Annotated in this window: 15 protein-coding genes; 10 read left to right on the forward strand and 5 right to left on the reverse strand. The window is 50.5% G+C overall.

The window, feature by feature from the left end; genetic code table 11:
• Nucleotides 1-20: 20 nt before the first annotated feature.
• The 10 genes from infB to TK45_RS01075 all read left to right on the forward strand — a co-directional run bounded on the left by infB (nucleotide 21) and on the right by TK45_RS01075 (nucleotide 10,430).
• Nucleotides 21-2,636, forward strand: a complete 2,616-nt coding sequence (gene infB / locus TK45_RS01030) for a translation initiation factor IF-2 (RefSeq protein WP_131256765.1) — start codon at nucleotides 21-23, stop codon at nucleotides 2,634-2,636.
• Between the two features lie 73 nt (nucleotides 2,637-2,709).
• Nucleotides 2,710-3,111 (forward strand): MAPEG family protein, encoded by a 402-nt coding sequence (locus TK45_RS01035; protein WP_131256766.1) that lies wholly within the window; start codon nucleotides 2,710-2,712, stop codon nucleotides 3,109-3,111.
• A gap of 27 nt (nucleotides 3,112-3,138) precedes the next feature.
• On the forward strand, nucleotides 3,139-3,549 hold the full coding sequence (rbfA, locus tag TK45_RS01040; protein WP_131256767.1) for a 30S ribosome-binding factor RbfA: 411 nt from the start codon (nucleotides 3,139-3,141) through the stop codon (nucleotides 3,547-3,549).
• 3 nt (nucleotides 3,550-3,552) lie between these two features.
• A complete protein-coding gene (gene truB / locus TK45_RS01045; RefSeq protein ID WP_131256768.1) occupies nucleotides 3,553-4,488 on the forward strand; it encodes a tRNA pseudouridine(55) synthase TruB in 936 nt (311 codons plus the stop codon).
• Between the two features lie 104 nt (nucleotides 4,489-4,592).
• Nucleotides 4,593-4,862, forward strand: a complete 270-nt coding sequence (rpsO, locus tag TK45_RS01050) for a 30S ribosomal protein S15 (RefSeq protein ID WP_131256769.1) — start codon at nucleotides 4,593-4,595, stop codon at nucleotides 4,860-4,862.
• Between the two features lie 164 nt (nucleotides 4,863-5,026).
• Nucleotides 5,027-7,150, forward strand: a complete 2,124-nt coding sequence (gene pnp / locus TK45_RS01055; protein WP_131256770.1) for a polyribonucleotide nucleotidyltransferase — start codon at nucleotides 5,027-5,029, stop codon at nucleotides 7,148-7,150.
• A 50-nt stretch (nucleotides 7,151-7,200) separates the two neighbouring features.
• A complete protein-coding gene (locus tag TK45_RS01060; RefSeq protein WP_131256771.1) occupies nucleotides 7,201-7,635 on the forward strand; it encodes a GNAT family N-acetyltransferase in 435 nt (144 codons plus the stop codon).
• Nucleotides 7,636-7,721: 86 nt separating this feature from the next.
• Nucleotides 7,722-8,336: a carbonic anhydrase gene (locus TK45_RS01065; protein ID WP_131256772.1), complete on the forward strand. Its 615-nt coding sequence runs from the start codon at nucleotides 7,722-7,724 to the stop codon at nucleotides 8,334-8,336.
• An 84-nt stretch (nucleotides 8,337-8,420) separates the two neighbouring features.
• A complete protein-coding gene (gene nlpI, locus TK45_RS01070) occupies nucleotides 8,421-9,311 on the forward strand; it encodes a lipoprotein NlpI (protein WP_131256773.1) in 891 nt (296 codons plus the stop codon).
• 9 nt (nucleotides 9,312-9,320) lie between these two features.
• Nucleotides 9,321-10,430 (forward strand): hypothetical protein, encoded by a 1,110-nt coding sequence (locus tag TK45_RS01075; protein WP_131256774.1) that lies wholly within the window; start codon nucleotides 9,321-9,323, stop codon nucleotides 10,428-10,430.
• On the opposite strand, the gene TK45_RS01080 is transcribed toward TK45_RS01075, so the two are convergent.
• The 5 genes from TK45_RS01080 to TK45_RS01100 all read right to left on the reverse strand — a co-directional run bounded on the left by TK45_RS01080 (nucleotide 10,409) and on the right by TK45_RS01100 (nucleotide 14,080).
• A complete protein-coding gene (locus tag TK45_RS01080; protein WP_254426501.1) occupies nucleotides 10,409-10,852 on the reverse strand; it encodes a SprT family zinc-dependent metalloprotease in 444 nt (147 codons plus the stop codon). The two genes, TK45_RS01075 and TK45_RS01080, sit on opposite strands and share 22 nt — an antisense overlap.
• A gap of 35 nt (nucleotides 10,853-10,887) precedes the next feature.
• Nucleotides 10,888-11,850, reverse strand: coding sequence for a lipoyl synthase (gene lipA, locus TK45_RS01085; RefSeq protein ID WP_131256775.1), 963 nt, complete (start codon nucleotides 11,848-11,850; stop codon nucleotides 10,888-10,890).
• Nucleotides 11,843-12,505 (reverse strand): lipoyl(octanoyl) transferase LipB, encoded by a 663-nt coding sequence (gene lipB / locus TK45_RS01090; RefSeq protein ID WP_131256776.1) that lies wholly within the window; start codon nucleotides 12,503-12,505, stop codon nucleotides 11,843-11,845. Before lipB ends, lipA begins: the two co-directional genes overlap by 8 nt.
• Nucleotides 12,505-12,771: a DUF493 family protein YbeD gene (ybeD, locus tag TK45_RS01095; RefSeq protein WP_217350795.1), complete on the reverse strand. Its 267-nt coding sequence runs from the start codon at nucleotides 12,769-12,771 to the stop codon at nucleotides 12,505-12,507. Before ybeD ends, lipB begins: the two co-directional genes overlap by 1 nt.
• A 139-nt stretch (nucleotides 12,772-12,910) precedes the next feature.
• Nucleotides 12,911-14,080 carry a serine hydrolase gene (locus tag TK45_RS01100; protein ID WP_131256778.1) on the reverse strand — a complete coding sequence of 390 codons (1,170 nt, stop codon included), beginning with the start codon at nucleotides 14,078-14,080 and terminating at the stop codon, nucleotides 12,911-12,913.
• Nucleotides 14,081-14,202 lie beyond the last annotated feature (122 nt).

Consider the following 14,202-nt stretch of genomic DNA (forward strand, 5'->3'; position numbering starts at 1 on the left):
AGCAGGAGGAGCAGCATTACATGGCAGACGTATCCTTACAGAAACTTGCCGGAGATATTGGCACTAGCTTGGACAAACTGATTCAACAGTTTGCCGATGCCGGGATCAAAAAATCCGCTGACGATCAGGTAACAGAAGAAGAGAAGAAACATCTTCTCGACTATTTAAGCAAACAACACGGTGGCGCGGCAGAGACCGAGCCAAAGCGTATGACGTTGCAGCGTAAGACTACCAGCACGTTGAATATTAATTCAGCCGGTAAGTCAAAAGCGGTAAAAGTTGAAGTACGTAAAACTCGTACATACGTAAAACGTAGCGATGCAGAAATTGCCCGTATGGCGGAAGAAGCCAAACGTGCAGAAGAAGAGCGTATCGCACAGCTGGAAGCCGAGCGTAAAGCCGCGGAAGAAGCCAAACGTGTAGCGGAAGAAAAAGCCAAAGCGGAAGCCGAAGCCCGTGCCAAACGTGCGGAAGAAGAAAAAGCCCGCCGTGAAGAGCAGAAGCGTAAGGCTGCTGAAGAAGAGAAAACGCTGAGCCCGGAAGAAATCGCCGAGCGTCAGGCCGCTCAGGAAGAAGCGGAACGTATTCGTCAGCAACAAGAAGCGGAAGCAGCACGTAAATTAGCCGAAGAAACCCGTAAAGCGGAAGAAGCGGCACGTAAACTGGCTGAAGAAAACGAGCGTCGCTGGAAAGAAGAAGAAGAGCGTCGCAAACGCGCTGAAGCTGAAGAAGTGCACCTGCATTCAAACCGTTATGCGCAGGAAGCCGAAGACGAAGAAGATATGCAAGTAGAGCGTTCTAATCGTCGTCGCAAGCCGAAGAAACGCAAAGATGCGGCTTCCGGCCTTAAGCATGGCTTTAATATGCCAGCTCAACCGGTTGAGCGTATCGTGCGTATCAGTGCCACAGTGACGGTTGGCGAACTGGCTAACCGTATGGCGGTTAAAGCTAACGAAGTGATCAAAACCCTGTTCAAACTGGGTGAAATGGCCACCATCAACCAGGTTCTGGATCAGGACACTGCGGTTTTGGTTGTGGAAGAGATGGGTCACAAGTACGAAATCGTAAATGAGAACGCGCTGGAAGATGAAATCCTGGCGCAGAGCTCTGAGAGCAAAGGTGAAGCGGAACACCGTGCGCCAGTGGTGACTATTATGGGTCACGTTGACCATGGTAAAACTTCACTGCTTGACTATATCCGTCGTAGCCAGGTGGCTTCTGGCGAAGCTGGTGGGATTACCCAGCACATCGGTGCATACAGCGTAGAAACACCACGCGGTCGTATCGCGTTCCTGGATACTCCCGGACACGCGGCGTTTACCGCCATGCGTGCTCGTGGTGCCAACGCAACGGATATCGTCGTACTGGTAGTGGCGGCTGACGATGGTGTAATGCCACAAACCAAAGAAGCCGTACAACACGCTCGTGCAGCTAACGTGCCGTTGATCGTTGCGGTTAACAAAATGGATAAAGAAACTGCCGACCCGGAACGCGTGAAGAGCGAACTGTCACAGTTGGAAGTTATTTCCGAAGAGTGGGGCGGTGAGCACCAGTTCGTGAACGTATCGGCTAAAACCGGTATGGGCGTGGACGACCTGCTGGAAGCGATTGGTCTGCAAGCAGAAATGCTGGATCTGAAAGCGGCTAACACAGGCTCTGCGAAAGGTATCGTCATAGAATCTCGCCTGGATAAAGGCCGCGGTCCTGTGGCCACGGTGCTGGTTCAGGAAGGTGAACTGAAAGCCGGTGACATCCTGCTGTGTGGTCTGGAATATGGCCGTGTACGTGCGATGCGTGATGAAAATGGCCAGGAAGTGAAAACTGCTGGTCCGTCTACCCCGGTAGAAATCCTTGGCTTGTCAGGCGTGCCGGCTGCCGGTGACGACGCATTTGTTGTCGCTGATGAGCGTAAAGCCCGTGAAGTAGCGACTCGTCGCTCTATCAAGCAGCGTGAACTGAAACTGGCCAAACAGCATAAAGCGAAACTGGAAAACATGTTCGCGAATATGGAAGCTGGCGATGTCTCTGAACTGAACATCGTGATGAAAGCCGACGTACAGGGCTCTGTTGAAGCTATCTGTGATTCATTGCTGAAACTGTCTACCGACGAAGTGAAAGTCAACATCGTAGGTTCTGGCGTTGGTGGTATCACCGAGACGGATGCGTCTTTGGCTGCGGCATCAGGTGCGATTCTGGTTGGCTTTAACGTACGTGCGGACGCCTCTGCGCGTCGCGTAATCGAAGCAGAGCAGATTGACCTGCGCTATTACAGCGTTATCTATGATTTGATTGATGAAGTGAAACAGGCGATGAGCGGTATGCTGGCCCCTGAGTTCAAACAACAAATCATTGGTCTGGCAGAAGTACGTGACGTATTCCGTTCACCGAAACTGGGCGCTATTGCAGGCTGTATGGTGACCGAAGGTATCGTTAAACGTAATAACCCAATTCGCGTACTGCGTGACAACGTGGTTATTTACGAAGGCGAGCTGGAATCACTGCGTCGCTTTAAAGACGATGTGCAGGAAGTACGTAATGGTATGGAATGTGGTATCGGCGTTAAGAACTACAATGACGTGAAAGTGGGTGACCAAATCGAAGTATTTGAAGTCATCGAAGTCGCGCGTCAAATCTAATCCATGACGCAATGATAAAAATGCTCAACTTCGGTTGGGCATTTTTGTCTGTAGAACCAAAAGGACAGTGTTTATGCTATATCCAATGTTTGCCATGCTGTTATTAACCCTGACTGTGGGGGTAATACTGGGGCGTGCTCGCTTTAAAGCGGTGGCGCACAAGCGCATTAATCCGAAATATTTTCTGACCAACAGAGGATATGAGGTACCGCAGGATTTAGCCCAGAAAGAGCGGAACTTCGCGAATCTGTTTGAAACACCGCCGTTATTTTACGTGGGTTGTACACTGGCACTGGCGCTGAATCTCGAAAGCGCTGGCCTATTATTTACGGCCTGGCTGTATGTGGTGTTGCGCGTTGCGCATTCGATTATTCACATTACCTATAATAATGTGTACCACCGCTTTTTTGCGTTTATCGGCTCGTTGTTAACCATTCTGGCAATCTGGCTGCAAGTCCTGTTGCTGGCCAGTTAATTTGGCCTAATTGTTTGAGGTAATCACATGGCAAGAGAATTCTCACGCACGGATCGGGTTGCCCACCAGATCCACAAAGAAGTCGCGAGTATTTTGCAAAACGAATTTAAAAACCGCGATCCCCGTTTAGGGCTGGTCACGGTATCTGGCGCAGAAGTGTCGCGGGATCTGGCCTATGCCAAGGTGTTCGTAACGTTTTTTGAAAATGATCCGGAAAAAATTAAGCTGTATCTGGATATTCTGGAAGAAAACAAAGGCTTTGTACGCCAACTGTTATCCAAGCGTGTACGCATCCGTGCGGTACCTGCGCTGAAGTTCTATCAGGATACCTCGATCACAGAGGGCATGCGTATCTCTAATCTGGTATCTGAGACGATCAGTAAAGACCGTCAACGCGCTGAGCAGGCCGGACGTAACATCGACGACGAACAGGAATAATCCGTGGCAAAACGCAGAAAAGGCCGTGATATTGACGGCGTCATTTTGCTGGATAAGCCACTGGAAATCTCCTCCAATCAGGCGTTGCAAAAGGTCCGCGGTATTTTTAAGGCCAGCAAAGCTGGTCATACCGGCGCGCTGGATCCGCTCGCCACGGGGATGTTGCCCATTTGTTTGGGGGAGGCCACCAAGTTTTCGCAGTTCCTGCTTGACTCAGATAAGACCTATCTGACCACCGCAACCTTCGGAATTCGTACCAGTACCTGTGATGCAGATGGCGAGGTGGTAGATCAACAGCCAATTAATTTTGGCATGGATGAGCTACTGGCGGTGTTAGAACAGTTCCGCGGCCCAATCAAGCAGGTGCCTAGCATGTTCTCTGCCCTCAAACATCAGGGTAAACCGCTGTATTACTATGCTCGTCAGGGTATCGAGATTGAGCGCGAGGCGCGCGATATCGAGATATTTGCCCTGAATCTGCTCAGTTTTGATGGTACCAACGCCGAGTTGGAAGTGCATTGCAGCAAAGGCACCTACATTCGCTCGCTGGTCGATGATATTGGTCAGGCGCTGGGTTGCTGTGCCTATGTGAGTAAATTGCATCGCACCAAAGTGGCGGATTATCCGGTCGATAAAGTGGTCGATTTTGACACGCTGCAGGCGCTGCGCGAAACCATCAATGCTAATGGTGAGCAGGACTGGTCTGTGTTGGATAGCTGGCTACTGCCGATGGACAGTGCGGTCAGCCGTTTACCGGCCGTGCACGTTAGTGACGAAGACGCCGCACGTTTGCAACACGGTCAGCCGGTGGTGAATCCGGATGCCGGGGTGCAGGGTGCAACGCGTATCTACGTGCAGTCGACCGAACAGTTTATTGGTGTCGGCGAGGCGGGCGATAAACTTGCTCCTAAACGTCTGGTGGTAACCGCGCAGAATTAACCCGCTGCGGCATTGTTATTTGCGCGTAACGCTATATAATACGCGCTCCTGATTTTGGCTGAATTAGTGATCGGCTGAGATCCTTATCTACATTGGAGAAATTTATGTCACTAAGTACTCAAGAAAAAGCACAGATTTTAGCTGACTTCGCAGTTAAAGAAGGCGACACAGGTTCACCTGAAGTTCAAGTTGCACTGTTGACTTTCAACATCAACAAACTGCAAGGTCACTTCTCAAGCCACAAGAAAGATCACCACTCACGTCGTGGTCTGCTGCGCATGGTAAGCCAGCGTCGTAAAATGCTGGACTTCCTGAAAGGCAAAGATCAGGCACGTTACCAAGACCTGATCGCGCGTCTGGGTCTGCGTCGCTAAGACAAGCTTCAAATAAAAGCACCTTCGGGTGCTTTTTTTGTATCTGCTTGTTTTTACGAAAAATGCGCGCGCGCACAGCTAATTTGTACTGTGCAGGCACGGAGCGACTCGCTATACTATGCGCCGCGTTTAAAAGCGAAAATAGCAAAGATAAAGGATAAAAAGTGACTCCTATTACTAAAACATTTCAATACGGTAAACACACCGTAACTCTGGAAACAGGCGTAATCGCCCGTCAGGCAACTGCCGCTGTATTAGCTAGCATGGACGATACGTCGGTGCTGGTAAGCGTTGTGGGTAAAAAAGAAGCCAAAGCCGATCAGGACTTCTTCCCATTAACTGTTAACTATCAGGAAAAAACCTACGCTGCGGGTAAAATCCCGGGTGGCTTCTTCAAGCGTGAAGGTCGTCCTTCTGAGAACGAAACCCTGACCGCGCGTCTGATTGACCGTCCAATCCGTCCATTATTCCCGGAAGGTTTCAAAAACGAAGTTCAGGTTGTTATCACAGTGGTATCTGCGAACCCTGAAATTCCAACCGACATCATCTCTATGATCGGTACCTCTGCTGCGCTGGCCATCTCTGGTATTCCATTCAACGGCCCAATTGGTGCGGCGCGTGTTGGTTACAAAGACGGCGAGTACCTGCTGAACACCCTGAACAGCGAAATGGCTGACAGCGATTTGGATCTGGTTGTGGCCGGTACGCAAAATGCCGTACTGATGGTGGAATCAGAAGCGAAAATCCTGTCAGAAGACGTGATGCTGGGTGCGGTTGTATATGGTCACGACCAAATGCAAGCGGTTATCAACGCGGTTAACGAATTCGCCGCTGAAGTAAACACGCCTAAGTGGGACTGGCAAGCACCTGCAGAGAACACTGAACTGAAAGACAAGATCAAAGCGCTGGCCGAAGCTGAAATGGCTGCTGCATACCAGATCTCTGACAAAATGGCGCGTAAAGACGCGGTCACTGCAGCCACGGACAAAGCGTTGGCCGCTCTGATTGCAGAAAATCCAGAACTGGATAGCAAAGAAGCCAGCAACCTGCTGCACGATCTGGAATCTGACGTAGTACGTTCACGCATTCTGGCCGGCGAGCCACGTATCGACGGTCGTTCGCCGGATATGGTTCGCGCCCTGGCGGTGAGCACTGGTCTGCTGCCACGTACTCACGGTTCTGCATTGTTCACCCGTGGTGAAACGCAGGCGTTGGTTGTGGCCACCCTGGGTACTGAGCGTGACGCGCAGATGATTGATGAGCTGACTGGCCTGACTAACAGCCGCTTCATGCTGCATTACAACTTCCCACCATACTGCGTGGGTGAAACCGGTATGATCGGTTCGCCTAAGCGTCGTGAAATCGGTCACGGTCGTCTGGCTAAGCGTGGTATTCAGGCGGTTATGCCAACTGAAGCTGAATTCCCGTACGTGGTACGTGTGGTGTCAGAAATCACTGAGTCAAACGGTTCTTCTTCAATGGCGTCTGTGTGCGGTACCTCTCTGGCTCTGATGGATGCCGGTGTACCAATCAAAGCTTCTGTTGCGGGTATTGCAATGGGTCTGGTGAAATCTGACGAAAACTTCGTAGTCCTGTCAGACATTCTGGGTGACGAAGATCACCTGGGTGACATGGACTTTAAAGTGGCTGGTACCTCTGAAGGTGTTACTGCGCTGCAGATGGATATCAAGATTGAAGGTATCACCAAAGAAATCATGCAAATCGCGCTGAAACAAGCTAAAGAAGCGCGTCTGCACATTCTGGGTGTGATGGATCAGGCCATCAATGGTCACCGTGAAGAGCTGTCTGAATTCGCTCCACGTATCTACACCATCAAGATTGAGCAAGACAAGATCCGTGAAGTGATTGGTAAAGGCGGTGCAACTATCCGTTCTATCACTGAACAATCTGAAACCAACATCGAAATCGAAGATGACGGTACTGTGAAAATCTTCGCTACCGAGCGTGCCAAAGCTGAAAAAGCAATCAGCATGATCGAAGCGGTAACGGCTGAAGTAGAAGCGGGCAAAACTTACCACGGTAAAGTAACCCGTATCGTTGATTTCGGTGCGTTTGTAGAAGTACTGCCAGGTAAAGAAGGTCTGGTACACATTTCACAAATCGCTCACGAGCGCGTAAACAAAGTATCTGATTACCTGGAAATGGGTCAGATGGTTGACGTGAAAGTGATGGAAATCGACCGTCAGGGCCGAGTACGTCTGTCTATGAAAGAGCTGGTTGAAAAGCCAGCTCAGGAAGCAGCAGCGGAAGAGCCACAAGGCGAGTAATTCAACAACATTAAAAAAGGCGCGTTCAGCGCCTTTTTTGTGGGCTAAATATGGTAATTGTAGAAACGCGCGACATCGATGTGCTGTTAGATGTGCACCGCCACATTCCGGAGCTGGCCGCCACTGCTGATAAGGACAGGTATCAACAGCGTCTGGCAGAGCTGGAATGGTTGGGCTTGGTGGCCTATGAAAATGGCCAGTTAGTCGGGTTTAAACTGGGTTACGGGCTAAACCCGCTGACATTTTATAGCTGGTTAGGAGGTGTAGTGCCGGCTTTCCGTCGCAGTGGTGTAGCGCAGAAACTGCTGGACGCGCAGGAGCAATGGGCGAAAGCACAGGGCTACGACATCATAGAAGTCAAAACCCGTGGTGAATTTAGTGCGATGCAGGCATTTTTACAGCGTAATCAGTATGGCTTTGTCATGACCTATCAAAGCGATGAATACGCAGATGAACGACTTATATACCGTAAGCGACTTGTTTAAAAACTAGGCAGTTGATACTGCTCGGAGTAGAGTCTGAGGGATTGCCTCGGTAGACTGCCCCCAACGTTTTCAGGAATAACAATAATATGGTTGATGCACAAACGGCGCTTGCGCACTTAAAGCAGGGAAATCAGCGATTTATCTCCGCATTGCAGGGCGATGAATGGCTAATGAAGCGCCCCCGTATTAGTAGCGCAGAGCAGGGCCAACAGCCATTTGCGATTATTCTGGGCTGTTCTGACTCACGGGTGCCCGCCGAAATGGTTTTCGATCAGGGCCTGGGTGACCTGTTTGTTATTCGAGTTGCCGGTAATATCGTGCAGCCATCGCAGATTGGTAGCGTGGAATTCGCCGCCGCACAATTTGCTACTCGTTTGGTGGTGGTGATGGGGCATACCCATTGTGGCGCGATCAAAGCCACCGTGGAGGAGTTGAGTCGCCCGTCGGAGTCGCAGTCGCCAAATCTTAAAGTTATCGTGGATAAAATCGCCCCGGCGGTTAAGCCACTGTTACAAAACGCCTGTCAGTGCGATAAAGACACCTTACTGGCCAAAGCGGTACGCGCCAATGTGCATACCTCGGTTGAACAGCTTCGTCATGGTTCAGCCATATTGGAGCAACTCATCGCCAATGAAGACCTGATGATCGTCGGGGCGGAATATGACATCGAAACCGGCAAAGTAATCTTTTTCGAAGATTAACCGCGCGATTATCCATATCACTGGATGATCCACGGCGCACCTCTTGGTATAGTGCGGTGCATACCGGTAACAAAAGAGTCTTTTATGAAGCTATCGCAAGCCCTGCTGATTGGCACATTGGGAATAATCAGTGCCTGTTCCAGCACGCAAGGGCCTTCGGCTGGCAATCAGATGGGAAATCTGATCCTGGCGGAACCTGCAAAAGCCGATATGCGCGTGCAAATGGCGGTCGCTCGCCTGACCGAAATCCTCAATCGCGCCGATATTCCTGAGCCACAAAAAGCCGAATTGTATTACCAGCGTGGTGTTTACTATGACAGTGTCGGCCTTAATGGCATGGCAATGTACGACTTTACCCGTGCCGTACGCCTGAATCCAAAACTGGCCGAAGCCTATAATTTTTTGGGGATCCATTACACTCAACAGCAGGAATTCGTTGAGGCCTATACCTACTTTGACTCGGCACTAGAAATCGACCCAGAGCATGCATACGCGTTTTTAAATCGTGGTATTGCGCTTTATTACGGTGGCCGTGCCGATCAGGCGTTAAAAGATTTCGACTTGTTCTATCAACAGGACCATAGCGATCCTTATCGTGTGCTGTGGCACTACATGGCCGATAGCCATATGGATCCGGTTAACGCCAAACAAACCTTACGCAACCAGCGCGCCCAACTGGACAATAGTAACTGGGCAACGCATCTGGTCGATTTTTATCTGGGTGATGTGTCAGAAAGTCAGTTGCTTAATCTGCTAACTGAAGGACTGGCTAACCAGCAGCAACTGAATAATCGCCTGTGTGAAGCCTATTTTTACCTGGGCAAATACTTTGCTGACGCAGGTGCACAGGGTAAAGCCAGTAATTATTTCAAAGCTGCGCTGAGTACCAATGTGTATGACTTTGTCGAGCACCGTTATGCGCGCCTCGAGCTGGACCTGATGCGCGAACGCAGCATTCCGGATTTGCACAAATAAACCATCACTATGTTTCGCATTCTGCTCGGGCTGGGATTCTATGCGCTGGCGGCACTGATTATCGTGTCCCAGTACCAGCATCGCCTGTCGGTTAAACAGCTTCGTCAGGATCCCGTATTGGCCGCCGCGCTGGGCGATCAGTCTGCACAGTTGGCACTGGCCGGAGAGTGGCTGGAAAAGGCGCCGGCCATCGCCCAGTATTGGCTGACCCGCGCGTCAGAACAAGGCGGGGCGGATATTCGCTGGCGCTTAGCCAGGCTCGCACTACAAAACGGCGATGTCAGCACTTTCTATCAAACCCTGGAAGACTCAGAGCCCACCACACTTACGCCACAAGCCGCGACGCTGTTGCAGGATATTCTGACCTTACGCCGTGGATATCAGGCCAGTGCCTGCCAGCAACATTTATTGTTTGTCGCGCAGGATACCGAAGGCATCAGCCAGGCCGCCGGATTATTGTCCGCCTGGCAGCAGGATGCGGATCTACGCAGTTTGCCGGTATGTTTTTCTGACCTGAGTCTGCAACCGGCTAATGGTTTAGCTTGCGCCACGTCACCACGTTTACATTGCGATGAAAACTTTCTTGCTAACCAGTTGATCGATCGCGAGTTCACCCATGTGGTTGTTATGGGGCAGGCGGGCAAAGCCAATGTGCATCAGGGCATCATGTATCTGGATCGCGGTGATGATTTTGCGGTGTTTGTGCATGAACTGGCACATTTTGCCGGATTGCTGGATGAATACGCGTTAAGCCGTGAGCTGGCCGAACAATTTTGCGTCGATGGCGCCCATCAGGCGAATCTGGTGATTAGTCAAACGGGCATCATTCCGCCATTACCGGCTGACTGGCCGCAAGACACCATCTTGTCACCAGCGCAGACCTGCGAGCTGGCTGAACAAAATCTGCAGGCATGGAAACCACATGCCCGTTTCAGTTTTATGCAGTTTTACGATGAGGGCGACCGCGCACCGGTCTATATGCAAATCTGGCGCGCGCAACTGCTGGAATCAGCGTTACAACGCCCTGCTTATGTGAATTTTGTCAACGCCACTGAGGGTGAGATACAACAACTCTGGCAGCGCCGCCTCGACGATTTTCAGCACGCAACCAGCGACTGACCACATCCCCGGCACAAATAACGCGTGCCTTTTAACACCTTATTGTGCCGCCGAATGCTCAGTTGATGTTGTTTACAACCACATTGATAGCTGAAGGTTTTACCCGCCACATCGGTCACATCCATTTTATGGGTTACGTGGGGGGCCAGTTTAAATACCTGACGCATCATCTGCTGCCACTCAGCGCCATGAGGGCGTACCCGGCCGTACAACTGATAGACCGCCAGATGACAGACTTCGTGGGGAATAACCTGGTGTAAAAACTCCTGCTGATTTTGCAGTAACAGGGTGGGGTTAAGGCGAACTTCATTTAGTTGCAGGCGTGCAGAGCCGGCAATTTTACCACGCTGGTTGTAGCGGATAAGGGGCAGGCGTAACTGGCTGCCATAATGCTGATTAATGCGGGTCAGGCAAGTTGCCACGCAGGTCGCAACTGCCTGTTTCAGTTCTGGCCGGATTATTTTACTTCTACTCCGGCGGCCTGTTTGTCTGCATGGTAGCTGGAGCGGACCAATGGACCACACGCAGCATGGGTAAAGCCCAGCTCTTCTGCGGTTACCCGAAGCGCATCGAATTCATCCGGATGTACGTAACGTTTTACCGGGTAGTGATGACGACTAGGTTGCAAATACTGGCCGAGGGTCAGCATATCTACATCATGGGCGCGCAGGTCTTTCAGTACTTCTGCCATTTCTTCCTGGCTTTCACCCATACCCATCATCAGACCGGATTTAGTCATGACGTCAGGGTGCTGGGCTTTGAATTTTTTCAGCAGATCCAATGACCACTGATAGTTAGCGCCGGGGCGACATTCGCGATAAAGACGTGGAATGGTTTCCAGATTGTGGTTAAACACATCCGGTACACCTTGCTTAAATATCTCCAGCGCGCGGTCCATACGGCCACGGAAATCCGGTACCAATACTTCAATTTTGGTTTGCGGGCTGTGTTCACGAATCGCGTTAATACAATCGACAAAATGCTGAGCACCACCATCGCGCAAATCATCGCGATCTACTGAGGTGATCACCACATATTTTAAGCGCATTTCAGCGATGGTTTTGGCCAGTTTAAGTGGCTCTTCAGCGGAAGGTGGCAGCGGTTTACCATGCGCCACATCACAAAACGGACAACGACGGGTACAGATATCACCCAAAATCATAAAGGTGGCGGTACCGTGGTTGAAACACTCGGCCAGATTCGGACAGGAGGCTTCTTCACATACAGAATGCAGTTTGTTCTTGCGTAACGTGGCCTTGATGTGGTCAATATTTTCGGTACGCGCAGGCAGCTTAATCTTGATCCACTCAGGTTTACGTAACATTTCCTCACGTTCGGTGGGAATAATAGTGACGGGAATATGTTTTACTTTTTCTTCGTCACGGAGTTTAACACCCGCTTCGACGCGTGATTTAGTCATCAAATCCTTCCTGTAGTATCAGGTTGTCGATATTCAGCAATGAGGTGAAGGCATTCAGTAGCGCGTGGGAGGCCGCTTTTATCGAATCGGGTCCACCCAGTCTGGCACAATCAGTCATTTGCATCCCGGCATAACCGCAGGGATTGATCCTTAAGAATGGCTCCAGCGGCATATTAACATTCAGCGCCAACCCATGAAATGAGCAACCTTTGCGAATGCGTAGCCCCAGAGAGCAAATTTTTTGTTCATTAACGTATACACCTGGCGCATCCGGCTTGGCATAGGCCTCGATACCACTTTCAGCCAGCATAGTAACAATGGATTGCTCCAGGGCGGTTACCAGATCGCGCACACCCATTTTTCTGCGGCGAATATCCAGTAACACGTACATCATTAGCTGACCCGGACCGTGATAGGTCACCTGGCCACCGCGGTCCACCTGTACCACAGGAATGTCACCGGGATTAAGGATATGTTCGGCTTTGCCTGCCTGACCCTGGGTAAATACCGGGTCGTGCTCTAGTATCCACAACTCATCCGGTGTTGTGGCATCACGTTCATCGGTAAATGCCTGCATTTTTTGCCAAATCGGCTCATAAGGCTGACGGCCTAAATGGCGAATAATGACGCTGCGGGTCAGGTCAGCAGATAGCATTACAGAACCACACGTACCAGTTCGAGCTTGGCTAACTCTTTGTACAGGGTTTCCATGTGATCTTTGCTGGTCACACGCACGCTGACAGACACAGAGTGGTAGTTACCTTTACTGCTTGGTTTTACCGTCGGATTATAATCGCCCGGCGCATGTAACTGCAGACAACCAATCACGTCATCTGGCAGGCGCTCGTGAGCAACACCCATGACTTTAAAGGTTTGTAAGCAGGGAAATTCCAGTAATTCATCAAAGCGGGTTTCCAACAGCGTTCTCCGGCAATAAAAAAGGGGGGCGAATTATAAACAAAACGTGGCGCTAAGACCACGCTTGCAATGCAATGTGGGGCAGAGTCGGGCTGAATTCAAGGGATAAAAAAAGGCGCTGCTGCGCCTTTTTGAATATTTGTTAGTTTTCCATACCAAGTTTGAGTTTGGCCCAGTCAACCGCTTTGCTCCACAGGCCGCCTTCGTTGACTTCCTGCAGGGTTACCAGTGGGTAGGTTGCCACGGTGTCATCACCCAGTTGTAAACTCAGTGTGCCGACCACAGTGCCTTTGGCCATAGGCGCTTCTAACTGTTTATCCAGCTTGAAGTTGGCTTGCAGATTTTTACGCTGGCCACGGGGGATGGTAATCGGAGTGTCCTGCATGATGCCCAGATCGACGGTTTCACGGTCACCCATAAAGATACGTTGCGCGGCGAAGCTGTCACCGGCTTTATATGGCGTCACGCTTTCATAGTAACGGAAACCGTACTTCAGCAGTTTTTGGCTTTCTACTTTACGAGCTCGCTCGCTTTCAGTGCCCATTACTACCGCAATTAAACGCATATCACCCTGAGTAGCAGATGACACCAGATTGTAACCCGCGCCGGAGGTGTGACCGGTTTTTACACCGTCGGCATTCAGGCTTTTATCCCACAGCAAAGGGTTGCGGTTGTGCTGTTTGATATTGTTGTAGGTAAATTCTTTTTCCGCGTAAATGGCGTATTCTTCCGGCACATCGCGGATCAGCGCTTGGGCCAGCGTGGCCATATCACGAGGGGAGGTATAGTGATCACCATTATCCAAACCGTGGGCGTTGATAAAATGGCTGGCGCTCATGCCCAATTTCTCGGCATAGGCATTCATCATATCGGCGAAGGCATCTTCGCTACCGGCAATGTGTTCGGCCATAGCAACGCAGGCATCATTGCCTGAGGCAATGATGATACCGCGGTTTAAATCCGACACTTTGACCTGGGTGCCGACTTCAATAAACATCACTGAAGAGTCCGGGAAGTTTTTCGCCCAGGCTTTTTCGGAGATAGTTACCATATCATCGTTGTGAATACGGCCGGCTTTCAGCTCCATCCCAATCACATAACTGGTCATCATCTTGGTCAGACTGGCCGGTGCCAGACTCATATCTGCATTACCATCGGCAATTACGTGGCCGGTATTGGCATCAAGCAGAATATAGCCTTTGGCATTAATTTCAGGTGACGGCGGAATGACCACTGCGCTGGCGGCCTGTGTAAATAGGGCGAAGAATAAAGTAGTTGCCCAACGACGAAGAGAAGGTTGTTTTGTTAGCATTATGTTCCCGGTTTTGTGTAACGTCAGAATAAACAAAATCGAATAGTCAGCCACTATACCATTTAAAAAGCTTATATGGGCAGGGCAGATCGAATTTTTACTCCGACCACATCAATCGCAAA

The organism is Bowmanella sp. JS7-9 (genome assembly GCF_004329715.1).
GTDB lineage: Bacteria > Pseudomonadota > Gammaproteobacteria > Enterobacterales > Alteromonadaceae > Pseudobowmanella > Pseudobowmanella zhangzhouensis.